The organism is Paraniabella hibiscisoli, from assembly GCF_022512515.1.
GTDB lineage: Bacteria > Bacteroidota > Bacteroidia > Chitinophagales > Chitinophagaceae > Niabella > Niabella hibiscisoli.
In genome coordinates, this window is sequence record NZ_JAKWBK010000001.1 from 1,029,470 (window position 1) to 1,052,043 (window position 22,574).

Consider the following 22,574-nt stretch of genomic DNA (forward strand, 5'->3'; position numbering starts at 1 on the left):
TTTTTCAGTTGCAGTTTTTTTTAGTATTTTGGTTAAAACTTTTATAACCCTATGCAACTGCAAATAGAGAATTTGAATAAGACCTATGGGAACCAGTTAAAAGCACTTGATAATATAACGCTTACCATTGATAAAGGAATGTTTGGGCTTCTTGGTCCCAACGGAGCCGGTAAAAGTACTTTAATGCGTACGATCGCAACGCTTCAAAACCCTGACAGCGGAAGTATAAAGCTCGGTGATATTGATGTATTAAAACAAAAGGATGAACTTAGAAAAGTGTTGGGTTACTTGCCACAGGATTTTGGTTTTTATCCAAAAGTTACTGCGCTCGATCTACTCAATCACTTTGCCATTTTAAAAGGCATCAATAATAAAGGAGAGCGTAACGAGATTGTAAGTGCGCTGCTTCAGCAAACTAATTTATACGAAAGCCGCAAGCGCTATGTAAGCAACTACTCCGGTGGGATGCGTCAGCGATTTGGCATTGCACAGGCGCTTTTGGGAAGCCCCCGGTTGATGATCGTAGATGAGCCAACAGCGGGATTGGACCCCATGGAGCGCAATCGTTTCTATAATATTTTAAGTGAAATTGGCGAACAGGTAATTGTAATATTATCCACCCATATAGTGGAAGATGTAAGAACGCTTTGCAATACCCTGGTGGTAATGAATAAAGGCCGCATACTACTTCAGGGTAGCCCGGCCCAGGCCGTACAGGAGTTTCAGGGCAGGATATGGAGAAAGCGAATTGAGAAGAGTGAATTCAACCAATATAAGAACCGGTTTAAAGTGATATCCCAATATGTAAGTGAGGGGAAAGTGATCATCCATGTTCTATCTGATAATTTACCGGATGAAAGTTTCGAACACGTAAATGCCGGACTGGAAGACGTATATTTTTCATCCATTGCTAACAGCTAAAGCTATTCCTGATGTTTAAAGAAATATTTTCTTTTGAAGTAAGGAGCGGGTTTAAGCGTCCTGCTACCTATATTTATTTTGCTATTCTATTCCTGTTCTTTTTGCTCATCGGTATTGCAATGGCGGGTGTGTTGCCTACATCAAGAGCCGATAGCAATACCCTGGTAAACTCTGCCGTAGCCGTCGCTAATGTGTTAAATAGTATGGGTGGTAATATTTTCAGCATCCTGGTATCGGTAATTTTAATTGCATCCGTGGGAGTAGCTATTCAAAAGGATTATCAATACAATTCGCATGCGCTGTTCTTTACCAAGCCCATCTCAAAACCAGGTTATTTTTTTGGGCGATTAGCGGGAGGACTAACTATTGCCTTATTCATATTTTCAGGCTCCTTGCTGGGTTATCTTTCTGGCACCTTAAGCGGAATAGGTAATGCCCCGGTAGGCGCATTTACCTTTTTGAATTTTGCGCAACCATTTTTGTTTTTCACAGTCATCAATACCATTTTACTTGGTGTCGTTTTCTTCTCGTTAATTACATTTACAAGAAGCACAATGGCAGCCTATGTATTTGCAGTAGTGCTTATGGTACTTCAAATAGTAATTGTTGTAATGGGCAATAACGATGACTATAAAAAAGTAGCAGCCATTTTAGATCCTTTGGGGATAAATGCATTAGGTTATATAACCCGGTACTGGACTCCCCAGGAAAAGAACACTCAGCTATTGCCTTTAACAGGCGTATTATTATATAATCGTTTGTTATGGGCGGCCGTGGCTACTATAGTAGGTGCTGTGTCGTATTGGAGGTTTAGCTTTTCCCAGTTTTTGAAACCTTTTACATTGTTTAATAGAAAACAGGTTGACGATGTATTTGATAAACCCGAAAAACAATATGATGCTATTCCGGTTGTAGCGCAACAATTTGGCGGAAGAAGCCAACGAAGCCAGCTATTATACCTGGCAAAATTTGAATTCTACAAAGCAGTTAAACATCCATTCTACATTATCATTGCTTTGTTATGCCTGGGCATTATCATTATCTCGCTGGTACTGGAAGATAAATTTTCACCCTCGCCCACTTATAAAGTGACGTATAAAATGGTATCTTCTGTAATGGGCATTTGTTCTTCCTTCGGGGTAATATATCTTATTTTTTCATCAGGTACCCATATCTGGCGTAATAAAGAAACAAAAATGGATGAGTTGGTTGGTACCACGCCGGTTTCCAACACCAGCCTGTTTCTTTCCAGCTTTATAGCGTTAAGCGGCGCCATGCTCCTGTTATTGCTGATGGCTTTTATTTCAGGCGTATTAGGGCAGTTGTATTCCGGTGTATACCACATTGATATCTGGCAATATATAGTATCGGTAGCAATTCATTTTTTTGAAGTTATTATTGTTATAGGATTTTGCCTGGCTGTGCAGTGTTATGTACCTAACAAGTATCTCGGATTCCTGTTTTCCCTGGTCCCATTGCTTTTTTACCCATAATATTTGGTCTTTTAGAGTGGAATGGAGAACTGTATGATTTTAACAGTATAGGCGCTTCTAAACCCTATTCGGATATGAATGGTTTTGGTGGTGTGTTTTCCAACTGGCCATTCTATAGAATATACTGGATGGCCGTAACCGGGCTATTGGTTTTACTGGCATTCCTGCTGTATCCCAGAGGTAAAGAAAAGTCTTTGAAACATAGGTTCCGCTTATCAAAAGGACTTGTTAATCCGGTCTTTAGGTTACAGGCCACAGTGCTGTTAGTGGTAGCTATTCTCGCAGGCAGTTTTATTTATTATCAAAACAACATACTTATTTATAATCCTTCTTCCAAAACTTCAGAGAAGATGACTGCTGAAATGGAAAAAAATATAAGAAGTATCAAAAGATGCCTCAGCCGCGAATAGTAGCCATCAATGTTAATGCAGATATATATCCCAAAACGAAAGTATTACATGTAAGTGGCATTTATACGTTAAAAAATAACACCAGCCAGTCTATTGATACTATTTACATCGATTACCCGGGCGGTAGAAAAAGCCCGGTAACTTTTTCAAAATTTGGCGTCTCTGTACCATCCAGCGTAATCGATGATAGCCAGGACTATGGTATCCGTCTGCTCAAACTAAAGCAGCCGCTGCAACCAAACGACAGCTTAAATTTTGAGTTTGACCTCACTTTTACCCCAAGGGGTTTGTTCGACCGGATGAATTCGCCGGTTGTGGATAACGGCACCTTTATCCATAATACTATATTACCTACTGTAGGCTACAATACAGATGGGGAACTTTCTCAAAACGCTGCCAGGAAAGAGTATGGGTTAGCCCCGCAACCCCGTATGGCTAAAGTGAACGATAGCATGGCCAGAAAGAATAATGATATATCACGCGATGCCGATTGGATAAGGTTTACTACCACAGTAAGCACAGATGAAGGGCAAATCGCTATTGCCCCGGGATACTTGAAAAAGATTGGAGAGAAGACAACAGGCATTATTTCACGTATGAAATGGATAGTCCTATTCTCAACTTTTATTCTTTTTGAGTGCAGCCTACGAGGTACAAAAAGACAAATGGAATGATGTAGCCATTGAAGTGTATTACCAAAAGGGACATGAGTTCAATATTGATCGTATGATAAAATCGGTAAAACGATCCCTGGATTATTACTCAAAAAATTTTGGACCCTATCAGCACCGCCAGGTACGCATATTAGAGTTTCCCCGTTACGCCAGCTTTGCGCAATCTTTTCCCAACACTATTCCTTATTCTGAAAGTATGGGCTTTATTCAAAAAGTACAGCAAGGGCCCGATAAGATCGATTACCCCTTTTATGTAACAGCGCACGAGGTGGCGCACCAGTGGTGGGGGCACCAGGTAGCCGGGGCCGACGTTCAGGGTAGCGCAGTTATCAGCGAAACATTAAGCCAATATGCTGCTTTAATGGTGATGGAAAAGGAATATGGCAGGGATGGGATGAGAAAGTTTTTGAAGGATGAAATGGATAGCTACCTGATGGGACGCACATTCGACGGGAAGGGAGAGCTACCTTTGATGCTGTGCGAGCGACAGCAATATATACATTACAATAAAGGAAGCGTTGTTATGTATGCGCTGAAAGATTTTTTAGGCGAAGATGTTTTGAACCAGGCACTTCGCAGGTTCCTGGATAAAAATAAATTCAAAGGTCCGCTGTATACCCATACACCCGAGCTGGTAGGCTATATAACAGCCGCTACTCCTGATAGCCTGAAATACCTGGTAAGCGATTTGTTTGAAAAAATTACTGTTTATGAAAACTATGTCGCCGCGCTGAGTTATAAAAAACAACGTGATGGCAAATTTAAAGTGACGCTAACAGTAGGTGCAGCAAAGTTTTATGCAGATAGTGTTGGTAAACAAAAACGGGCTGCCGTAAATGATTATATGGACGTGGGTGTATTTGCCGGAAGGGATACTAACGGTATTTACAAGCCCTTGGTACTTCAGCGTATAAAAATGGATCAACCACAAAAAATATTTGAATTTATTGTAGAGGGGCAGCCCGTAAGTGCTGGTATAGACCCTTATCTGAAATTAATTGACCGCACTCCTGATAATAATATTGTTTCATTTGGAACCTTGCCCGAAAAAGTCGACCTGGATCCCAATAAATCCCAGTTGCCTTTTTCCACGGGGAGCAAAAAATAAAGTGGCTCTGTTTAAAAATAGAAGCGGCCCTGCCTGAACTTAACAGGCAAAGCGCACTTCTGATATCATCTGATGAGATTTCGCTGATGCGTCTTACAGCACCCCGAAAAAGGTTCTTTCAAAACTCAACTGAAAGCTATTGGTCGCCATTCGGTACATATCGCTGCCCAACTGGAACCGGTAACCCAGGTTAAGTTTGGAGTTGCTGTTGAAAATAAGCTGAACGCCCGGCGCCATATCAATATAATATCGTTTGGTATCCAGCGTTTGTTGCGCCAGTATTTCAGTATAGATATTAAAGTTGGTTTGGTTGTAATCCTCATATTTGCGAGGAAACAATAAATAACCTGCAGATAAAGAATAGTTCATTGCCTGATATGGCAAGCGTAATGGCAACTCATCAAATCTTGATTTGTCTAAAACCTGCACATGGCTTACAATACCACTTATAGCCAGTTTGTTAATTAGCTGGGTGGCCACAACTCCAGCTTCGGCGCCTGTTTTATCGCCCATTAAGGCAATTTCATCGTACCTGAACGGCGCTTTGCTGATAGAAGCGTCTGCAAATGCAGCCATTCTAAAATGACGATGCGCCTCATCTTTCGATAAAAACCTGTATTTGCCGTATAGAGAAACAGACTCGAATTTAAAGGCATCCGTATGCATATTCGCAAATGTGCCCGACGCCCGCAGCATAAAGTTTTTGGATAATCCCATATACATTTCAGGCCGGTAACGTTGCACCAGGCTTTTACTGCCGTCCCGCATTCCTTCAGCGTAGTTGGCACTTAGCTTTGCGCTGATGGATTTAGCCGGAACATTAGATGCTGGTTCGGTATAAATGTAAAGCTCCTGTGCGCCCACCCGCATTATCGACAGCAGGAGCACGCATAACGTAATATATCTCACTAATTTAATTTAAAGGTTGAAAATAACCGGTTAATACCCGTCTATACAATGCAGTTCCCTGGTTAGAGGAAATACTAACCAGGGCCTTCGCCTTGTACACTCGTGTTTAAGACAACGATATCGCGTCAATTACCGGTATATGCTCATCGCACTAGCAGTGTCACTAACTAAATAGTAGTGTGATACATTCTTGAGCCTTGCGCTACATCACTGCAGCAATGAGAGGCCTTTCCCGTGTTGATACAATCTTTTTTGTAGCAGCCTTTATGGCCTTAAACGTTTTATCGCTTACAAAATTTTTGTCAACAATGGTAATGGTTTGCTCACCATTCAACACCTGATCTTTAACATTCACAAAATGAAAATTGGCATTGCCGATCTTGTGATGTTTGTCGTTCTCCACCTTAAGGTTATTAAAATTGCCTGTAAGCTTTAAACTACCTACCGAAAAGCCAGCTTCTTCAACCGCCTTACGGATCTGGTCCACATTTACCTCACTTCCTTCTTTAAATTGTATGTTAAAAGCCGTATTCTTAATGTCTGATTTTACTGATTCTACAAAACCTACTTTCTGAAGGGCTTTGTTGATGGAGTTGCTGCACAAAGCACATGTAAGCCCGTTTGCCTGTAAAGTGGCTTTTGAAAACTGGGCATTTACAGATGAGGATAGTATGGCTATTGCCATTATTAAAAGTAATTTTTTCATGTGTATCATTTTAAACAGCATTTTACTGCCATTTTTGTTTTAAGAAAAGGAAAAGACATAGGCATCATGAAAAAGTCGTCGATGCCCACGTTTACCACAAAAGATGAAATGAGTATTTATTTGCAGCAATCTGCACCCGATGCACAGGCTTTATCATCCTTAGCTGTTTTAATTTCAGCTTTTAAGGTTCTTTCGTACTGACAACATCCGTGCAATTTATTATACGCTTCATCAGAGGCTTTGGCGCCTGCGTTGTCATAACCAGCTTCAGCTATCTTCTGTTGAATTTTTGCCGCGCTGGTGTTTTTAGCATATTTAACGGTAAGCTTTTTAGAGTCTGCACTCCAGGACGCATAGGAGGCCCCTGCGGCTTTCGCTGCTTTCTCTATGTTCGATTTGCACATACCGCAATTGCCGGATACATCAAAAGTTTCCGCTTTTTTGGATTGGGCTACGGCTTCACTGTTTGAAACGATTGTAAAAAGGCATGCTAAAAGAAATATCTGTAATGTTTTCATTATATAAATTTTAAAAGTATTAGATAGAATAATAACGGGTACTACCTATTGGGTAGTTGCCAACTCAAGAATCCCATGTACACTAAGTGCATGAGCGCAACTATTCTATATTCTGAAAACATTATTAGCCAGATAAAGATCATTATCAGGCAAAGGGGGCGAATGACTTTGATTGTCTAAATGATTATTACCATTTAAAAGGGTGGTCAGCAAAAATTCGGTAATAATCACCGGCATTTCATCAAGGGCCGGAAGGTTATATACGTATAAAGGAGTTTTATTGTGATCGGTATCGCCCTTAACTAAGGTTTCCTGATCGTTGCAACAACTATGTTGCTCTTTTTCCATTCCACACTTGCCACATTTTTTCTCTTCAGCAGCGAAAAGGGAAACAGATGCCAAACGGTCCATACAGTAATGCGATACCGCAACCACTCCCGTGGTCATCAGCATATAGCATGAAAGTAATATGAACAGTGTGATTTTTTTCATCTGCAACGCAAAGGTAATAACATTCCTTTTCCGTTTTTGTTAAAAACCATTTGTTTTCTACGAATTTTGCTCCTTCGATGACAACCGGTAAAAAATACGATGTGGTAATAACAGGCAGTGGCCTGGGCGGATTGCTCTGCGCTAACCTACTGGCAATGCGTGGCATGAAAGTATGTTTACTGGAGAAGAACAAGCAATTTGGAGGTAATTTGCAAACTTTTTCCCGCGATAAGCAGATTTTCGACACCGGTGTGCATTATATCGGCGGACTTGAAAAAGGACAGACACTCTACCAGGTATTTAAATATGCGGGATTAATGGAGCAGCTAAAGATCGAACAAATGGATGAGCGCTTCGACAAAATTCTTATTGAGAATGATGACCAGGTATATGGCCAGGCGCAGGGATATACTTCTTTTCAAAACAACCTGGTTGGAGCTTTCCCTGATGAACGGGAGGGAATTGTTGCTTATTGTAATAAGATTAAAGAGGTTTGTAGTTCTTTTCCTTTATACAATCTCACCTTAAACCCTTCAACTGCTGAATTATATAAGGGCAATAATGAAAGCGCAGCTTTGGTGATTGCTTCCTGTACGCAAAACAAGAAATTGCAGGCGGTACTGGCAGGCAATAACCTGCTATATGCCGGCGACATCAACACTACCCCATTTCACGTTCATGCACTTATTGTAAACAGTTATATCGAAAGCAGCTGGAAATGCATTGGTGGCGGATCGCAGATAGCCAAAATACTGGTAGCTTCTATCAGGAAAAATGGTGGAGAGATTTTTAGAAACAGAGCTGTGACATCCATTAAGGAGGAAGAAGGCAAAATAACACACGTAGTTACGGAAGATGGTGAGCAGATTAAAGGAAGCTATTTTATTTCGAATATACATCCTGCCGCAACATTGGCAATTACTGAATCGGCCTTATTAAAAGGTTTGTATAAGAAAAGAATTGTGGGTCTCAATCAAAGTGTTTCTTCATTTTCGATTCATATCGTTCTTGAAAAAAGGCCGTCCCTTATGAAAACTGCAATTACTATTTTCATAAAGAGGGGCAGGTTTGGCAATTGAATCACTATACAAAAGAAAACTGGCCGCTGGGGTATGGCCTTTACTTTACCGAGGATCAGCAGCATCCGGGTTTTTCATCTACTATTTCGGTACTAACGCCTATGCGTTATGAGGAAGTGAGTAAATGGGCAGACACCTTTAACAGGGTTGGAAGGGAAGGCAACAGAGGCCTGGCTTACGAGCAATTTAAAGAAGAAAAAGCACAGGTTTTATTGAAACTGATGGCAGAGCGATTCCCTTTGATTGCCGCCAATATCAAACAATATTATACCTCTACACCGCTCACCAACCGGGATTATATTGGCGATGCGGAAGGCAGTATGTATGGTATTCAAAAAGATTACCATGATCCGCTGCAAACGATGATCAGCCCAAGAACAAAAATTCCTAACCTGTTTTTAACAGGGCAAAATTTAAATTTGCATGGCATTTTGGGCACTTCCTTGAGTGCGGTACTAACCTGTGTTATGTTAACAGGAGATGAACGCCTGGTAGATAAGATAAGAGAAGCGTGATGAAATGTACGATGTTAGTTGTACAATGGACGGTATGTAAATTTGTGCTGGATATTTAAAGAGACTTATAAGAAGCAAATGAGCAAAAGATTCTGGAGAAGGTTTTTACGGGTGATAGGAGTGATCGTGTTGCTCTTTGGATTGTTATTTGCCTACCTGGCCTGGGTTTCAAAAATCAATCCGCCAACGATTACCGATTTGTCAGCATCGCAGCTACGAAGACAGCTGGCCGATACTGGTTTATATACCATCAAAAACAGCTGGTTCAGAAAAAGCAACTCAGGTCTCTATGAAATGTATGTGGAAGGGGCGCCTTATGAAAGGGGTACCATTAATGGCAAGCTAAGCGAGGAGCTGGTTAAAAAGCAGGAGGATTATTTCAGCGAGCAGATCAATAAAATGATCCCTTCAAAATCTTACCTGCATTTTTTAAAATACTTTATTGGTTGGTTTAATCGCGACTTGCCTAAGCATGTAACGGACGAATATAAGCAGGAGATCTATGGGGTTTCACAATCGGCTTCAGACGGCTATACTTATATCGGTACCAAATACTCGCGCATTTTAAATTATCACTCCGCACATGATATTGGCCATGCCCTGCAAAATATGATGCTGGTGGGCTGCACCTCTTTTGGCACCTGGGGTAACGCTTCCCAAGACAGTACGATGATCATCGGGCGTAATTTTGATTTTTGGGTGGGAGACGATTTTGCTAAAAACAAAATAGTGGAGTTTGTTAATCCATCAACAGGGTATAAATTTATGAGTGTAACCTGGGGCGGCTTTATTGGTGTAGTATCTGGCATGAACGAAAAAGGGCTAACGGTTACCATTAATGCCGCCAAAAGCAGCATTCCCAGTGGATCTGCCACCCCTGTAAGCCTGGTGGCCAGGGAGATTGTTCAATATGCAAAGAATATAAAAGAAGCGATTGCCATTGCACAAAAGCGAAAAATGTTTGTTAGCGAATCTTTTTTAGTGGGGTCTGCTATAGATAACAAAGCGGTAGTTATTGAAAAAACGCCCGATTCTCTTTCCATTTACGATCCTAATAAGAACGAACCTCGCCTGTCCGGCGGGCAGGTATTATGCACGAATCATTTTCAGAGCAATAATTTCTGGAACAGTGAGCCTAATGTGGAGCAGAGAGAAAACAGCGCATCCGTATACCGTTATCAGCGACTTACGCAGCTGCTTCAGCACAACGGCCTCAACACTGTTCAAAAAACCATTAATATTTTGCGTGATTACAAGGGGGTTAATAATGCGGACATAGGGCTGGGTAATGAAAAAGCGGTAAACCAGTTTATTGCGCATCATGCTATTGTATTTGAGCCCCAGAAACTGAGGGTATGGATCTCTACTTCTCCCTGGCAAATGGGGCAATTCGTATGCTATGATCTGAATAAAGTATTCGCTTTAAAAGGCATGAAGAATAACCGGGAAATATATGAAGCTGATTTGAACATTAAAGCAGATAGTTTTATTTATACGCCAGAGTTTAAGCGGTTTGAACAATTCAGGGCTAACCGGCAATTAGCAATGGATGGAGGCCAGGTGATCCCTGATAGCCTGGTAGCTGAAAATCCCAATTATTATAATAGCTACGTAACTGCGGGGGATTATTACTTCAAAAAAAGGAGTATAAAAAAGCCTTGCCTTATTATCAGAAGGCTTTAACGCTCGAAATAGCAACTGTAGGAGAGAAAGAACGTATTGAAAGCCGTATCAACAAAATACAGAATAATAATAAATAGCACCTGAGGTAGAAGCAGTCCAGGCGCTATTTTATTTCATCTTATTTTGGATACACTGTAGCAATAAAGGATTTATCAGTTGGTGATAGCATTGTATTCCATCCCACTGAAAAATTGCCGATGGTTAATTCTTCCTCCACCGGGTAGTGCATGATAGACGCCTGGTCGTAAGCGCTAAAGTTAGTTTGAGAGGTGGCGTATTTTTGAAACAGGTTTACATCTACCTGTTGAGTGGTCCATCCCTGAGTTTGTTTGTAATATTCATACACCGCCGGCTTGTCCCAGGGTATGTCCGCCAAAGGATGCTGATGCTCATGAATCATCCCTAATGCATGCCCAAATTCGTGTATGGTGGTGCGGCTAAACTCTTCGTCGTCGGTAGTGTTGTCAAACCAGCCAAAGTTCATCGTGGCTTTACCTCCTTTTATGGAGTTGGCGTCATTGCCAATATACGACCACGATCCGCCAGGTGAGAAACTAACCCTTATTGTTGCTTTTCTGTCATTGGTAACAAAATTGAATCTAATATTTGCGTAAGATTCCCATTGTTTGGCAAATGCAATTACTTTATTGCGTACAAAGGTTGTGCCCCCGTTAAGGCTAACGGTTAGCGTAGTGCCATTGGGCCATTGCTTGGTTTTTATAGTGGCGCCTCTCGGGATAGTACCTTCGGGATATAATTCTGTACAAACATGCAGGTTGGCGAACCTGGGAGAAATAGCCATAACGTCTACTTCTGGTTCGTCAACCGGTGGCGCTACTACGCCGTCGCTTTTTTGACAGGCGGTAAAGCATGACATGGTAAATGCTGTTAATACAGCGAGGTTAAGTTTTTTCATAACTAGATACTTGAATTGTTATAAATTGGTTTAATAAAAATCCGATAACCAAAGCTCAGCTCTGTTCGGATAGCAAAGCAAATGATAGACAATTTAATTAATAATTGCAATAAAAACACCATATGATCTTTTTACTCCGAAAAAATTGATTGTAGTAAATTTTCGCTATTATTATCAGACGAAACGAATAAAATGAATAAGCATATAAAAACTGCGGAAACTGAGTTTCCGGTACTTGATCTAATACAGATGCGCTGGAGTCCGCGTGCTTTTGCCGACAAACCGGTAACTGAAACCGATATGCATACCATATTGGAAGCAGGATCCTGGGCAGCCAGCTCCGGCAACGAACAACCCTGGAAGTATGTGTATGCGATGAAGGGAACGCCGGGCTTTGATACATTATGGAACTGCCTGATGGAAGGTAACCAGGGCTGGACAAAACATGCGGCCGTTTTAATGGTGGCGATAGCGCGCAAAACCTTTACCCGCAATGGAAAGCCTAACGTACATGCCGAACATGATCTGGGGCAAAGTAATGCGAGTATGTTTTTACAAGCCGTTTCAATGGGTATCTACCCGCACCCAATGGGTGGCTTTTTCCCTGATAAAGTACGGGAAGTATTGTCGCTACCTGAAGATGAAAAGCCGGTTTGCATGATTGCCTGGGGATACCCGGGCGACCCCGAAATGCTGGATGAAAAGAATAAACAAAGCGAGCTACAACCCCGCAGCAGGAAACATTTTTCAGAGTTCTCGAAAATGCTGTAAAACTATCCATTTTTTGGAAGGATCAGCCTGTATTTGTACCACAAATGAAGGACGTGATACACGTCCGACCAATTCACTCATGCAGCAATACTAATGATAGCGGCACTGTTGCCGACGTCCACATTATTCAGAATACTTATACCCTACGCCCCTTACAGAGTGGAAGAACTTTGGATTGCGACTGTCCTTCTCAAAGTATTTTCTAAAATTCAGGATGAAATTATCAATAGTTCGTGTAGTAGGATAAACGTTATAACCCCATACATACTGCAGGATCTTTTCGCGCGTAACCACTTCATTTTTGTTTTCAATCAGCAGCTTTAAGAGCATCGCTTCTTTCTTGCTCAATTGTACTTTACCTGCATACTTGGTACTGGCCTCCTGGGCTTTAAAATCGATCACGTTCCCTCCAAATGTATAAGAGTTGCCCAGGGTGCTTTTATCCTGCAACTTTAAATTCTTTTCAATGAGTTTATGAACCCTTATTAAAAGCTCCTCCAGGTTAAAGGGCTTGGTCAGATAGTCATCAGCCCCTTTCTTTAATCCCAGCACCTTGTCGGCACTGGTATTTTTGGCGCTGAGCATTAAAATGGGCACTTCATTATTGCTGATGCGAATAGTTTCGGCTACGGCAATGCCATCAACCTCTGGTAGCATTACATCCAGTATAATAAGATCAAAATACTCGTTTTTAACGGCTTTTATGGCTTCATTGCCATCATAGGCGGAAGTAACCTGGTAGTCTTCTAATTCAAGATTTAACTTTAATGCTTCATGAAGATTCTCTTCATCTTCGACTAATAATATGTTTACGGCTCTCTCTTCCATTCTAAATACAGATTCATCAGGTAATAACGTATCAAAGAAAAAATCTAACGGCAAAAATACTTCCCTTTAAATTGTTATTTGTCATTAAAATGTCTGCATTATGATCTTTTGCAATCTTACGGCAAAGGTACAATCCCAGGCCAGTCCCTTTCTTTTTACGGGTGGCTTCGTTTCCTATCCGGTAGAACTTCGAGAAGATCTTTTTCGCTCCTCTGCTGCAATTCCCGGCCCTTCATCTATTACCTGTAACGTAATATCCTCCTCGTTTTTAACCAATATTACTTTTACGGCTTCCTCCTTTTCCGAGTATTTCAGGGCATTCTCCAGCAGGTTATTAACCAATATTTCTAATAAAAGCGGGTCTCCTTCTACATCCACTCCTCCTTCTATATCGCTTGATATTTTTCTTTCGGGAAAGCGTTGCGCGAATTCAGCAACGCGGGCTTCCAGCAGGTTAGAGAAGTCCAGCTCCTCCTTGTTCATTTTATACCATTTTCCCTCTAATTGAGAGGATACTAGTATGTTATTGGTTAAGAAATCCAGTCGTTTTGTTTCCTCCAACGAAGCATGTATGAGTTTCTTTTGTTTTTGCTCATCCAGTTTCTGGTGTCGCAAAAGTGTTTCCAGGTTGAGTTTGGCGATGGCAATAGGAGTTTTCAGTTCGTGGGTAACTGCCATCATAAAATTCTGCTGCTGCTCCTGTATCTGTTTTTGCTGCCGCATGGACCGGTATACAAAGGTGGCGCCTAAAATGATCAGACCTAAAAACACGATACCCTCCCCCGTATTTTATGGCGTTGCTATGATAATCTTCTTTGGTCTTTCTTAATTCGGCCTGGTATTGTACCGGGTCTTTATCCTTATCTATAGTAGTATTTAAATGATTCAACTGGTAGATGTACATTTCTTTGCTTTGCTTCTCCAAAGAAATAAACCACCATACCAGTGCTGCAACAATGTAAAACAGCAATATCCAAAACTTTACAGTAGTTCTTTTTAAGCGGGCCTTTAATCGTTCTTCCATAACTGCAGATTATACTTTGATATTACTGGTTCAATGCTATGCCCACATTTAATATATAGGGGATGGTCTGTTCTTTCATAGCTTGCTGCAAAACAAAGCGGTAAGACCCAGGGCGCAGAAAAACAGGAGGATTTACCTTTATCCTGCTGTAATATATGTCGTCCATGGGTATACCATTCCAGCTACCATTGCTATGGGTTAAAGGCGCATTGATGTGCATAGAGCCAACCGTACGCTTTGCGGTATCCTGTATAAGCAACCGCACTAAAAGTTTATTAAAAGGGAATTTCTGTGTATGCCTTACCACGAGGTATAGCTGGTGACTGGAGCTATCCGTGATCTCGAACCGGATTACTGCATTCTGGTTTCTTTTCCACTCATGCTGCGGCAGATCCACCTGTTTTTCATAAACATTGACATGTTTACAGGAGGACGCGATTGATATAAAGAAAGTAAAAATTAAAAAGTAACGCACACTTACATCTTTGCTGCAAAAGTAAGTGAACTTATGAAGCGCTGTTACAATACGTTTAATACCTGTTCTTTGGCTTTCTCCAGCTCATCCTTCATCATCACCACAATCTTTTGTATGGCAGCATCATAGGCTTTTGAGCCTGTTGTATTTATTTCACGACCTACTTCCTGTAAAATGAAAGAAAGTTTTTTGCCCTTGCTATCGCCTTCTTCGTTTAGTATCTCCTTAAAGTAGTTACAATGATTATCCAGTCTTACCATTTCTTCAGTAATATCAATCTTTTCTATATAGTAGATCAACTCCTGCTCCAGACGGTTCACGTCATAATTATCTTTTCCTACTTTCTCTTCCAGCAACTTAACCAGGCCTTCGCGCATGGTTTCCTGTCTTAGTGTATCAAGCGGATTGATCTCCGTTTGCAATCTGGCAATATTGTCAATACGCTTCTCTAATTCCTCTCTTAAAATGTTACCCTCATTAGCCCTGTGCTTATTCAAATCATTTACGGCTTCACCAATCAACAGTTTCAGCTGCGACCAGTCTTCATCAGACAATGACTCGCTGCTGGGCGTAATAACTTCCGGCAGTTTAATCAGTGCATTTAAAATATTCGATGTGTCGATACCCAATTCATTCGAAAGGTCTACCAGTGAATGATAATAGGCTTTTGCAAGATCGGTATTGATAACAACAGGTTTGGCATCGCCGGTGTCTTTCAGGCTGATAGTACAATCTACGCTACCCCTGTTGAGCCCTTCGGCCAATACTTTGCGTATATCAAACTCAAAGGGCTTTACTATAGCAGGCAGTCTCAGCGATAAGTCAAACTGTTTTCCGTTCAATGATTTTATATCGATCAAAAAAGTTTTACGGCCTATGATCTTCTCCGCCCTGCCAAAGCCTGTCATTGATTTGAGCATATATACTTGTTTTGTGTAAAGATAATATTTGCAAACTGCTGTAAGGTATATTTTTATACTGCCTGTTTTGTTTTACAATAGGCTCTATTCAATAAGATGTACAAGCCTCCCGTTATAAGGCAATAGCTTTCACATTCCATACTAAAGAATACGAGTATCTTTTAATGTTAATTGTTATTAGAAAAACCAAGGATTACTGATGTGAAAGTGGAAGGCTCTTAAAACAAAAAATCCCTTCAAATGAAGAAGGGATATTTTATATAGATGGGTTAGTAAGTACAGGAAATAAATTTCCCTACACAATATTAATTATTATTTCAACGATACAAAAATTATTTACAAAAAATTTTATTAACAAATAACAAATCAGCTTGTGGATATCGATGAACGATTACAACAATGATTATTACTTTATCGATCATTATGATCATTATTCAATGTATACGCTACTCAATGTGACTAGCTCAAACACTGATGAATAAAGGGTTTCAAAGGACTGGCCTTATACATTCTTTTTCGACGTTTGCGACCAACACCCTGTAAGCTGGTCTTAGTTTTTGTAGTAATCCATAATATATCTTATTTCCAAAAAATTACCTGGTTGTATGATGAGATGCAATACAACAATGCTCTTTGGTTATCATGCAATACCTCAAACACTATTCATTCTTGTTACTGCTATGCTTACAGATGAATAATTTCATGTACGTTTGATAAAATGTTTTTATGAAGTTTGATCATCCCGTTCCACTCATTCAAATAGCCTCACTTATTGGAGCGAATCTTTTGGGAAATACAGCAGCTAGTGCTACAGGCATTAATGAAATTCATGTAGTAGAAGAAGGAGACCTTGCGTTTGTAGATCACCCTAAATACTATGAAAAGTGCATTAACTCAGCAGCGAGCTTTATCATCATTAATAAAGAAACTGGTTTTCCAGACGGCAAAGCCCTGCTGGTAGTTGAAGAGCCTTTTGAAGCCTATCTTAAAATAGTAGCGCATTTCCGTCCTTTTCAACCTTCTATGGATGTGGTAGCTATATCTGCAACTGTGGGAGAAGGCTCAGTAATAATGCCCAATGCTTATCTCGGTAACCATGTGGTTGTAGGTAAGAACTGTACTATCTTTCCCAATGTAACTGTTTTAGATCACTGCGTTATTGGCGACAATGTAGTGATACAAAGCGGCACTGTTATTGGTAGTGATGCATTTTATTATAACAAGAAAACGAATAGGGATATTCACTATAAAAAAATGACGAGCTGCGGACGTGTAGTGATAAAAGATGGTGTTGAAATAGGTGCCGGCTGTACAATAGACAGGGGCGTAACTGGTGATACTATTATTGGTGAAGGTACCAAGATGGATAACCAGGTACATATAGGTCATGATACAGTAGTAGGCAAGAACTGCCTATTTGCAGCACAGGTGGGTATAGCCGGAGCAGCTGTGATTGAAGAGGAAGTGATTCTTTGGGGACAGGTAGGCGTCAGCAAAACATTAACTGTCGGACGAGGTGCAGTTATTAACGCGCAAAGCGGTGTTCCATCTTCTTTACCCGGTGATAAAACGTATTTTGGTTCACCGGTTATTGAGTCTCGCGAAAAAATGAAGGAGATCGCCTGGATCAAACGCATTCCTGAAATATGGGAAAAGGTGAAAAACATTAAATAAAAAGATTGTATGAAATTCGGACAGGTAGCCGATCCCGGCGGTATCAATTTTAAGCTGCCTAAAGACCCCGCAGCAACTACAGAACTGTTATCTAAAGCCAAAGGCAAAGGCTTTGAAGTATCTGTAGGATGTGCCAAATGGAATAAAACCGACTTAAAAGGGTTTTATCCTAAAGGGGTAAAGGATGAGTTGGAGTATTATGCAAGCCAGTTTAATTCCATTGAGTTAAACGCTACCTTTTATAATATGCCTACGCCGGAACAGGTTACCAAATGGAAAGAAAAAACACCCAAAGAATTCAGGTTCTTTCCCAAGCTCACCAATTCAATCAGCCATTTTAAAAGATTAACGCCCGATAGCCTGCCAGTTGCCGAAACCTTCTGCAATGCTATTGCTAATTTTGAAGAGAAACTGGGAATGGCCTTTCTTCAACTACACGATAAGTTTTCACCCAAAGAGTTTGAAAAGCTCACCAATTTTATTGAGCATTTCCAAAAGGAATTCCCCTGGCCGTGGAAGTAAGAAATGAAAACTGGTTTTCTGATCCCCTGCAATGGTCATCCTCTGCGACCTGCTTCAGAAAAAGAAAATGGCGAACATTATCGTAGACACGGCTGGTAGAAGGGACATGGTGCACATGAGGCTGACCACCCCTGAAGCCTTTGTTCGTTTTGTGGGTTGCAATGACGATACTATTGACAAAAAAGACTGGATGACTGGTTGAAGCGTATTAAATTATGGCATGAAGAGGGTTTGAAAAAACTATATTTCTTCGTGCATCAGAATGTGGAACTATCATCTCCCCTGCTATCAGTATATTTTATTGAGAAGCTGAATAAAGCCCTGGGGTTGAATCTGCATATCCCTCAAATGCCGGATAACGATAAGGATAAAGGACAGGGAAAGTTGTTTTAAAATATCGTCTCCAATTCCTTCAACGATCTAACCATGTAAGTGGGTTTAAAATCGTGCACAGCGTCAATATGATTAATAAATACCTGGTCCATACCCGCCTTATGGGCTCCTAAAATATCCGCTTCCAGGTCATCTCCCAGCATAATGCTTCTTCGATTTTGGCTTTAGAAGCATTTAAAGCATAGTCAAAAATTGCTTTATTAGGTTTAAGGCTGTTGCTACCTTCTGAAGTGATCACCTGATCAAAGTAATGATTGATCTTGGAGTTGTTGATCTTATGATGCTGCACTTCTTCAAAGCCATTTGTAATCAGGTGCAGTTTATAACTCTTATTATGCAGGTATTCCAGTATTTCTACTGCATGAGGGAACAGTACATTACGTGTGGGTAACATTTCGAGAAAATGTACGCTCATGGTTTCCGCCAGAGCTTCGTCAGCAATTTTAAAATCGAGCAAAGCTAACCGCATTCTTTTCACGCGCAGCTCTGCCTGCTTAATGAAGCCGCTCCTGTATCTTGCCCAAAGTTTTAAATTATGTGCCAGGTAATTGCGGTAAAACAGCTCAAAATCATCTACCCCCTGCGTTCCAGCTCAAGAGTTTCATAAAGATCCTGCAAGGTAAGTTTAGCGTTTGCGTCAAAGTCCAAAGTGTATGATCCAGATCAAAAAATAAATGCTTATACTTCATTTGAATTGTCGTATTTGGCCCGATATCCTGTAAAAATAAAATACTAAAACTTAAATACAGAACTTTATGCGGTATGTTTATTGCAAATAAAGAAAAGATAATATTATGAATACTGTAGTAATTACCGGTGCATCGAGAGGAATAGGCTTTGCCATTGCTGAAATATTTGCACAAAACGGTTACAACCTCCTGCTCACATCACGCAGCGATATTAATTTATATAAGGCCATGGAAACATTACAGACGAAATATGAAGGCATTGAGATGAGGGCCAAAGCATTTGATTTATCTGTTAAAGAAGAAGCTATTGCTTTTGGAAACTGGTGCCTGCAGCACGGCACACCTCATATACTGGTGAACAATACAGGGAGCTTTGAACCTGGCAATATAGGCGATGAGGCGGATGGTATCCTGGAACGCCAGGTGGCAACCAATCTCTACAGTGCTTATCACGTAACCAGGGCATTGTTGCCGGCTATGAAACAACAAAAAAGCGGGCATATTTTTAACATGTGTTCCATTGCTTCTTTAAAAGCATATCCCAACGGCGGTGCTTACAGCATCAGTAAATATGCGTTACATGGCTTTAGCACTAATCTCCGCGAAGAGTTAAAAACAGAGGGAATCAAAGTAACTTCTGTCTTTCCGGGAGCTGTATTAACCGATTCATGGGAAGGGTTTGACAATAGCGCTAAGCGCATTATGGAGGTCACGGATGTCGCAGAAATGGTATTAGCTGCTTCAAAACTTTCTATTGCAGCCTGTGTAGAGGATATTGTATTAAGGCCCCAGTTGGGAGATCTGTAACGGATTCGATATTTTAAAATTTTGATTGATGAAGTACCTTATTGCTTTTGTTTGGATACTCTTTTTTCTGCGGCCAACGCACAGGACGAAGACTATGTGTCGTTACAGGACCGGTTAAAAAGCAATATCTTCCTTAAAGTTGATGCCAGTAATACTGATTGCTTTGTAGGGGAGCCCATTGTAGTAACTTATAAGCTCTACAGCGCTTTAGCTACCGAATCGAGCATTGTAAAAAATCCTTATTTCGATGGGTTTGACGTAAAAGATCTGAAAGGCAGTTCGGATAATATTGCCTCCAGAGAAACCGTAGATGGAGTAAGGTTTGATGTACACACTTTATTGAAGCTTCAATTAACGCCAAGAAGAGCAGGCAAGCTAACCCTGGGAGCACTTACAGTACGTAACCGTGTAAAGCTGGTAGATAGCCGCGGCAACGAAGATCCCCTCCTTGACGGGGTAGAGGAAGGATACACATTAAACAACGGTTATTTTACTTTGCCGGTATCATCGGTGCCCATAACAGTTTTGGTAACGGCATTGCCTGGAAATTCAACAACGGCTCCATCAACTCAGCCCAACGGATTGGTAGGTGATTTTAAGATGGATGTTCAGCTTTCGAAAAAGTTATTAGCACCCGGAGAGCAGGCACAGCTTACCATAATGCTAACCGGCAGGGGCGACTTTAGTAAAATAGAACAACCGGAAATTGCCTGGCCCGAGGCGGCTGATGTATTGGCAACCAAAGTAGATGAAGATAAGACACAAAAACAGGATGGAAGTGGTTATAAATCTTTTACGATCCCGTTCACTATAAATGCACCGGGCAAATACACTATTCCATCTATTCGCTTTTCGTTTTTTGATGCGCAGGGTGGCCGCTACAAAACCATCACTAATGTACCTGTTGAACTGAGTGTGGTAAGCGAAGGAGGCATTACCGGCAATGAAACAAGCACCAATAAGCAGGATAAAGACATACCTCTGACCGGGATCGGCCTTGCGGCATTGGCAATAGCCCTTCTTTTTACATTGATTATACTTTATAAAAAAGAAAACAGCCGGTTCGGCAGGTAGCAGTGAAGCCAATCCAAGAAGACAGCCCCAAAGACACCGCTCCGGCCACCCTATCTGTCAGCGAAGCCTTAAAGCCCGCAGAAGCAGATATCGATAAACAAGGCAGCAGCTTTGGCGCTTCTTTAAAGGAAGGAGTTCTTAACTATGTGGAAGGTCGCTGGGGTATGCCTGTTCGCCCATATAGCGCGGAGCTTATGCAACAGTTTTTTACAGAAAGAGGCATTTCTGCCAGGGTTCAATCAGAATTGCTGGAACTGATAGCGGCTATTGATATGAATATTTACAGCGGGGAGAAACGGAGACAGACCGGCAATACCTCCTGCATAAAGCCAAAAGCCTTTTACAGCAATTTTAAGCACCGATTTAGCCAGCGTTTACTTCAGGATACTCTTTTTTAAGCGGGCATCTAAAACAAAAGTGCCAAAGGGAAGCAGCGATGCTAAGAAAGCTAAGAAAGCTTTGCCAAAGCTCCACTTTAAACCGATCCACACTTTTAGCAGGTACAGACAAAACAGTACAAATAAAACACCGTGCGCCCAGCCAATATATTTTACCCCTTCAGGAATATTGGCAAGATATTTTAGAGGCATTGCTATCAATAGTAACAACAGATAGGAAATACCTTCAAGGAAGGCAATTTTCATAAAAACTTTAAGATCCTTTAATGCTGGGCTCATAATTTAAATGGTTAAAAGCAAAACAAGCATCGCTCAAAAAAGTTTAAAACGATGCTAATTTTTAGTTAAAATAGTTTTATCTTCACCTTGAAATACACCTTTGGAGGAAGCCCTTTAACGAAATTCATATTCCCCACAAATGTTTTCTTAACGACTAAACCAAATAATCGTGAATGCACTGCAAGCAAGCCGAAGAGGCTTTTTAGGTAACCTGGTTATTTTAACTGCGGGTGTTGCACTAGGCAACAAACCAGGTATTATTCCTGACGGTAATTCATCCACCAATTTAGAAATGCTGTGGAAAAACTTTTGCCGTCAACAAGCGGGACGAAGCTTTTCGGGAGTGGTAAAAACTAAAAAAGAAATAATTCCCTGCAAAGGCCATCAACATCAGGAGGGGCCAATGTATTTCCCCAAAGAAAATATTATAGCACAACCTGTATGGATACATTGGGCTTGTAATAAAACGCGGCCTTCTGATGTAATTGTCAATTTTTACCAACAGGATGGCGGCGTTGTTAGTATCAATCAGTTTGAGTTGAAATCGTTGACACAAATGGCTCTTTTACCCGATAAAAGTCAAGCGCTGGATTTAACCGAGCTGCTAAAGGTAGATGGTAATGGAGGCGGCTATATGCTGTGCAAACAACAATTGGAACCAATAACAGCATTTCCACTACAACCGTAGCTGTAAAAACGCAACAGGCATTTGTTTAAATTAACCCTTTAACAATTTAAGTTTACTATTTATGAACCCATATCTCGGCGCTATATTACAGTTTGCATTTGGCTTTGCTCCTAAAGGCTGGGCACCGTGCAATGGCCAATTACTTCCCATTGCCCAAAATCAGGCGCTGTTTTCACTATTAGGAACCTTTTATGGAGGAAATGGGACGACTAATTTTGCGCTTCCCGACCTTAGGGGCAGGGTGCCAATCGGTTGGGGCCAGGGGCTCGGGCTTCCCTCTTATGATATTGGTCAGCCAACGGGTACAGAAACGGTGAATCTGTCTGTTGCTAATATGCCCCAGCATAAACACCTTATTAATGCTTCTTCAGAAACGGGTGATGCCGGCAGCCCTGCTAATACGTTTTTTGCCAATAGTAATGTTAACGATAATGAGTATAAAACCTCCGGAACCCAGGTGGCAATGAATGCAGCGATGATGGCTAACGCAGGTAGTGGTGCACCTGTTCCTATTATGCAGCCGTATTTAGTAGTGAATTACTGTATTGCACTGCAGGGAATTTATCCCTCGCGTGAGTAGCTCATTAAGCAATAAAGTAACAGCATTA

At 41.0% G+C, this 22,574-nt stretch carries 29 protein-coding genes and 1 pseudogene; 18 read left to right on the forward strand and 12 right to left on the reverse strand.

From position 1 onward, the window contains the following. Window positions 1-51: 51 nt before the first annotated feature. The 5 genes from MKP07_RS06625 (at window position 52) to MKP07_RS06645 (ending at window position 4,606) form a co-directional block, all read left to right on the forward strand. Window positions 52-921, forward strand: coding sequence for an ABC transporter ATP-binding protein (locus MKP07_RS06625; RefSeq protein WP_240845994.1), 870 nt, complete (start codon window positions 52-54; stop codon window positions 919-921). An 11-nt stretch (window positions 922-932) separates the two neighbouring features. Continuing rightward, window positions 933-2,414 (forward strand): ABC transporter permease, encoded by a 1,482-nt coding sequence (locus MKP07_RS06630; RefSeq protein ID WP_240845996.1) that lies wholly within the window; start codon window positions 933-935, stop codon window positions 2,412-2,414. A gap of 74 nt (window positions 2,415-2,488) precedes the next feature. Continuing rightward, window positions 2,489-2,824, forward strand: a complete 336-nt coding sequence (locus MKP07_RS06635) for a hypothetical protein (protein ID WP_240845998.1) — start codon at window positions 2,489-2,491, stop codon at window positions 2,822-2,824. Beyond that, entirely contained in the window at window positions 2,806-3,498 is a 693-nt protein-coding gene (locus MKP07_RS06640) for a hypothetical protein (protein WP_240846000.1), read from the forward strand. The genes MKP07_RS06635 and MKP07_RS06640 overlap by 19 nt, the downstream gene beginning before the upstream one ends. Then, entirely contained in the window at window positions 3,458-4,606 is a 1,149-nt protein-coding gene (locus MKP07_RS06645) for a M1 family aminopeptidase (RefSeq protein WP_240846002.1), read from the forward strand. The genes MKP07_RS06640 and MKP07_RS06645 overlap by 41 nt, the downstream gene beginning before the upstream one ends. A gap of 93 nt (window positions 4,607-4,699) precedes the next feature. Here MKP07_RS06645 and MKP07_RS06650 read toward each other — a convergent pair whose 3' ends face one another. The 4 genes from MKP07_RS06650 to MKP07_RS06665 form a co-directional block, all read right to left on the reverse strand. Continuing rightward, on the reverse strand, window positions 4,700-5,515 hold the full coding sequence (locus tag MKP07_RS06650; protein ID WP_240846004.1) for a hypothetical protein: 816 nt from the start codon (window positions 5,513-5,515) through the stop codon (window positions 4,700-4,702). 202 nt (window positions 5,516-5,717) lie between these two features. Beyond that, window positions 5,718-6,221: a heavy-metal-associated domain-containing protein gene (locus tag MKP07_RS06655; protein WP_240846006.1), complete on the reverse strand. Its 504-nt coding sequence runs from the start codon at window positions 6,219-6,221 to the stop codon at window positions 5,718-5,720. 116 nt (window positions 6,222-6,337) lie between these two features. Then, a complete protein-coding gene (locus MKP07_RS06660) occupies window positions 6,338-6,739 on the reverse strand; it encodes a copper chaperone (RefSeq protein ID WP_240846008.1) in 402 nt (133 codons plus the stop codon). A gap of 105 nt (window positions 6,740-6,844) precedes the next feature. Further along, window positions 6,845-7,231, reverse strand: coding sequence for an HYC_CC_PP family protein (locus MKP07_RS06665; RefSeq protein WP_240846010.1), 387 nt, complete (start codon window positions 7,229-7,231; stop codon window positions 6,845-6,847). A gap of 50 nt (window positions 7,232-7,281) precedes the next feature. Between MKP07_RS06665 and MKP07_RS06670 the strand changes: the two genes are divergently transcribed. From MKP07_RS06670 to MKP07_RS06680, 3 genes are all read left to right on the forward strand, one after another. Then, window positions 7,282-8,310: a phytoene desaturase family protein gene (locus MKP07_RS06670; RefSeq protein ID WP_240846012.1), complete on the forward strand. Its 1,029-nt coding sequence runs from the start codon at window positions 7,282-7,284 to the stop codon at window positions 8,308-8,310. Next, window positions 8,307-8,825, forward strand: coding sequence for a hypothetical protein (locus tag MKP07_RS06675; protein ID WP_240846014.1), 519 nt, complete (start codon window positions 8,307-8,309; stop codon window positions 8,823-8,825). Before MKP07_RS06670 ends, MKP07_RS06675 begins: the two co-directional genes overlap by 4 nt. Window positions 8,826-8,903: 78 nt before the next feature. Further along, a complete protein-coding gene (locus MKP07_RS06680; RefSeq protein WP_240846016.1) occupies window positions 8,904-10,508 on the forward strand; it encodes a C45 family autoproteolytic acyltransferase/hydolase in 1,605 nt (534 codons plus the stop codon). Window positions 10,509-10,626: 118 nt separating this feature from the next. On the opposite strand, the gene MKP07_RS06685 is transcribed toward MKP07_RS06680, so the two are convergent. Continuing rightward, complete coding sequence (locus MKP07_RS06685; protein WP_240846018.1) at window positions 10,627-11,424, reverse strand: M12 family metallopeptidase; 798 nt, start codon at window positions 11,422-11,424, stop codon at window positions 10,627-10,629. 192 nt (window positions 11,425-11,616) lie between these two features. On the opposite strand from MKP07_RS06685, the gene MKP07_RS06690 reads away from it, so the two are divergent. Next, window positions 11,617-12,195, forward strand: coding sequence for a nitroreductase family protein (locus MKP07_RS06690; protein WP_240846020.1), 579 nt, complete (start codon window positions 11,617-11,619; stop codon window positions 12,193-12,195). A gap of 123 nt (window positions 12,196-12,318) precedes the next feature. Here MKP07_RS06690 and MKP07_RS06695 read toward each other — a convergent pair whose 3' ends face one another. The 4 genes and pseudogenes from MKP07_RS06695 to MKP07_RS06715 form a co-directional block, all read right to left on the reverse strand. Then, window positions 12,319-13,077 (reverse strand): response regulator transcription factor, encoded by a 759-nt coding sequence (locus MKP07_RS06695; protein WP_240846022.1) that lies wholly within the window; start codon window positions 13,075-13,077, stop codon window positions 12,319-12,321. Next, window positions 13,055-13,746, reverse strand: a pseudogene (locus MKP07_RS06705) (sensor histidine kinase). The gene MKP07_RS06695 and the pseudogene MKP07_RS06705 overlap by 23 nt, the downstream one beginning before the upstream one ends. Before the next feature lie 323 nt (window positions 13,747-14,069). Beyond that, complete coding sequence (locus tag MKP07_RS06710) at window positions 14,070-14,522, reverse strand: gliding motility lipoprotein GldH (protein ID WP_240846026.1); 453 nt, start codon at window positions 14,520-14,522, stop codon at window positions 14,070-14,072. 44 nt (window positions 14,523-14,566) lie between these two features. Further along, a complete protein-coding gene (locus MKP07_RS06715; RefSeq protein WP_240846028.1) occupies window positions 14,567-15,442 on the reverse strand; it encodes a YicC/YloC family endoribonuclease in 876 nt (291 codons plus the stop codon). Between the two features lie 726 nt (window positions 15,443-16,168). On the opposite strand from MKP07_RS06715, the gene MKP07_RS06720 reads away from it, so the two are divergent. The 4 genes from MKP07_RS06720 to MKP07_RS06730 all read left to right on the forward strand — a co-directional run bounded on the left by MKP07_RS06720 (window position 16,169) and on the right by MKP07_RS06730 (window position 18,031). Continuing rightward, window positions 16,169-17,116 carry a UDP-3-O-(3-hydroxymyristoyl)glucosamine N-acyltransferase gene (locus MKP07_RS06720; protein ID WP_240846030.1) on the forward strand — a complete coding sequence of 316 codons (948 nt, stop codon included), beginning with the start codon at window positions 16,169-16,171 and terminating at the stop codon, window positions 17,114-17,116. A gap of 9 nt (window positions 17,117-17,125) precedes the next feature. Beyond that, window positions 17,126-17,638 (forward strand): DUF72 domain-containing protein, encoded by a 513-nt coding sequence (locus MKP07_RS06725; protein ID WP_240846032.1) that lies wholly within the window; start codon window positions 17,126-17,128, stop codon window positions 17,636-17,638. 67 nt (window positions 17,639-17,705) lie between these two features. Further along, the gene (locus MKP07_RS37855; protein ID WP_262919181.1) at window positions 17,706-17,840 is read left to right on the forward strand and encodes a hypothetical protein; all 135 of its coding nucleotides are present in this window, start codon (window positions 17,706-17,708) and stop codon (window positions 17,838-17,840) included. Beyond that, window positions 17,837-18,031, forward strand: coding sequence for a hypothetical protein (locus MKP07_RS06730; RefSeq protein WP_240846034.1), 195 nt, complete (start codon window positions 17,837-17,839; stop codon window positions 18,029-18,031). Before MKP07_RS37855 ends, MKP07_RS06730 begins: the two co-directional genes overlap by 4 nt. Here the strand turns inward: MKP07_RS06730 and MKP07_RS06735 are convergent. Next, window positions 18,028-18,174, reverse strand: a complete 147-nt coding sequence (locus MKP07_RS06735; protein ID WP_240846036.1) for an HAD hydrolase-like protein — start codon at window positions 18,172-18,174, stop codon at window positions 18,028-18,030. The two genes, MKP07_RS06730 and MKP07_RS06735, sit on opposite strands and share 4 nt — an antisense overlap. Beyond that, window positions 18,141-18,500: an HAD hydrolase-like protein gene (locus tag MKP07_RS06740; RefSeq protein ID WP_240846038.1), complete on the reverse strand. Its 360-nt coding sequence runs from the start codon at window positions 18,498-18,500 to the stop codon at window positions 18,141-18,143. The genes MKP07_RS06735 and MKP07_RS06740 overlap by 34 nt, the downstream gene beginning before the upstream one ends. A 325-nt stretch (window positions 18,501-18,825) precedes the next feature. Here MKP07_RS06740 and MKP07_RS06745 point away from each other — a divergent pair, with 325 nt between their 5' ends. The 3 genes from MKP07_RS06745 to MKP07_RS06755 are packed head-to-tail and all read left to right on the forward strand — an operon-like array spanning window position 18,826 to window position 20,999. Continuing rightward, window positions 18,826-19,527: an SDR family oxidoreductase gene (locus tag MKP07_RS06745; protein WP_240846040.1), complete on the forward strand. Its 702-nt coding sequence runs from the start codon at window positions 18,826-18,828 to the stop codon at window positions 19,525-19,527. Between the two features lie 51 nt (window positions 19,528-19,578). Next, a complete protein-coding gene (locus MKP07_RS06750) occupies window positions 19,579-20,601 on the forward strand; it encodes a BatD family protein (protein ID WP_240846042.1) in 1,023 nt (340 codons plus the stop codon). A gap of 2 nt (window positions 20,602-20,603) precedes the next feature. After that, a complete protein-coding gene (locus MKP07_RS06755; RefSeq protein ID WP_240846044.1) occupies window positions 20,604-20,999 on the forward strand; it encodes a hypothetical protein in 396 nt (131 codons plus the stop codon). Here the strand turns inward: MKP07_RS06755 and MKP07_RS06760 are convergent. Next, window positions 20,976-21,278 carry a DUF3817 domain-containing protein gene (locus MKP07_RS06760; RefSeq protein ID WP_240846046.1) on the reverse strand — a complete coding sequence of 101 codons (303 nt, stop codon included), beginning with the start codon at window positions 21,276-21,278 and terminating at the stop codon, window positions 20,976-20,978. The genes MKP07_RS06755 and MKP07_RS06760 overlap by 24 nt on opposite strands. Before the next feature lie 169 nt (window positions 21,279-21,447). Between MKP07_RS06760 and MKP07_RS06765 the strand changes: the two genes are divergently transcribed. Further along, complete coding sequence (locus MKP07_RS06765; RefSeq protein ID WP_240846048.1) at window positions 21,448-21,966, forward strand: hypothetical protein; 519 nt, start codon at window positions 21,448-21,450, stop codon at window positions 21,964-21,966. Window positions 21,967-22,027: 61 nt separating this feature from the next. Beyond that, window positions 22,028-22,546 carry a phage tail protein gene (locus tag MKP07_RS06770; RefSeq protein ID WP_240846050.1) on the forward strand — a complete coding sequence of 173 codons (519 nt, stop codon included), beginning with the start codon at window positions 22,028-22,030 and terminating at the stop codon, window positions 22,544-22,546. The last annotated feature ends 28 nt before the right edge of the window (window positions 22,547-22,574 follow it).

What these genes read in the sequence shown, in the direction of transcription:
- MKP07_RS06665 (WP_240846010.1), bottom strand. Translation starts at nt 7,231, where the DNA reads ATGAAAAAAATCACACTGTTCATATTACTTTCATGCTATATGCTGATG.
- MKP07_RS06635 (WP_240845998.1), top strand. Translation starts at nt 2,489, where the DNA reads ATGAATGGTTTTGGTGGTGTGTTTTCCAACTGGCCATTCTATAGAATA.
- MKP07_RS06725 (WP_240846032.1), top strand. Translation starts at nt 17,126, where the DNA reads ATGAAATTCGGACAGGTAGCCGATCCCGGCGGTATCAATTTTAAGCTG.
- MKP07_RS06735 (WP_240846036.1), bottom strand. Translation starts at nt 18,174, where the DNA reads ATGCTGGGAGATGACCTGGAAGCGGATATTTTAGGAGCCCATAAGGCG.
- MKP07_RS06625 (WP_240845994.1), top strand. Translation starts at nt 52, where the DNA reads ATGCAACTGCAAATAGAGAATTTGAATAAGACCTATGGGAACCAGTTA.
- MKP07_RS06720 (WP_240846030.1), top strand. Translation starts at nt 16,169, where the DNA reads ATGAAGTTTGATCATCCCGTTCCACTCATTCAAATAGCCTCACTTATT.
- MKP07_RS37855 (WP_262919181.1), top strand. Translation starts at nt 17,706, where the DNA reads ATGGCGAACATTATCGTAGACACGGCTGGTAGAAGGGACATGGTGCAC.
- MKP07_RS06660 (WP_240846008.1), bottom strand. Translation starts at nt 6,739, where the DNA reads ATGAAAACATTACAGATATTTCTTTTAGCATGCCTTTTTACAATCGTT.
- MKP07_RS06680 (WP_240846016.1), top strand. Translation starts at nt 8,904, where the DNA reads ATGAGCAAAAGATTCTGGAGAAGGTTTTTACGGGTGATAGGAGTGATC.
- MKP07_RS06640 (WP_240846000.1), top strand. Translation starts at nt 2,806, where the DNA reads ATGCCTCAGCCGCGAATAGTAGCCATCAATGTTAATGCAGATATATAT.
- MKP07_RS06715 (WP_240846028.1), bottom strand. Translation starts at nt 15,442, where the DNA reads ATGCTCAAATCAATGACAGGCTTTGGCAGGGCGGAGAAGATCATAGGC.
- MKP07_RS06685 (WP_240846018.1), bottom strand. Translation starts at nt 11,424, where the DNA reads ATGAAAAAACTTAACCTCGCTGTATTAACAGCATTTACCATGTCATGC.
- MKP07_RS06760 (WP_240846046.1), bottom strand. Translation starts at nt 21,278, where the DNA reads ATGAGCCCAGCATTAAAGGATCTTAAAGTTTTTATGAAAATTGCCTTC.
- MKP07_RS06740 (WP_240846038.1), bottom strand. Translation starts at nt 18,500, where the DNA reads ATGCGGTTAGCTTTGCTCGATTTTAAAATTGCTGACGAAGCTCTGGCG.
- MKP07_RS06690 (WP_240846020.1), top strand. Translation starts at nt 11,617, where the DNA reads ATGAATAAGCATATAAAAACTGCGGAAACTGAGTTTCCGGTACTTGAT.
- MKP07_RS06655 (WP_240846006.1), bottom strand. Translation starts at nt 6,221, where the DNA reads ATGAAAAAATTACTTTTAATAATGGCAATAGCCATACTATCCTCATCT.
- MKP07_RS06745 (WP_240846040.1), top strand. Translation starts at nt 18,826, where the DNA reads ATGAATACTGTAGTAATTACCGGTGCATCGAGAGGAATAGGCTTTGCC.
- MKP07_RS06630 (WP_240845996.1), top strand. Translation starts at nt 933, where the DNA reads ATGTTTAAAGAAATATTTTCTTTTGAAGTAAGGAGCGGGTTTAAGCGT.
- MKP07_RS06770 (WP_240846050.1), top strand. Translation starts at nt 22,028, where the DNA reads ATGAACCCATATCTCGGCGCTATATTACAGTTTGCATTTGGCTTTGCT.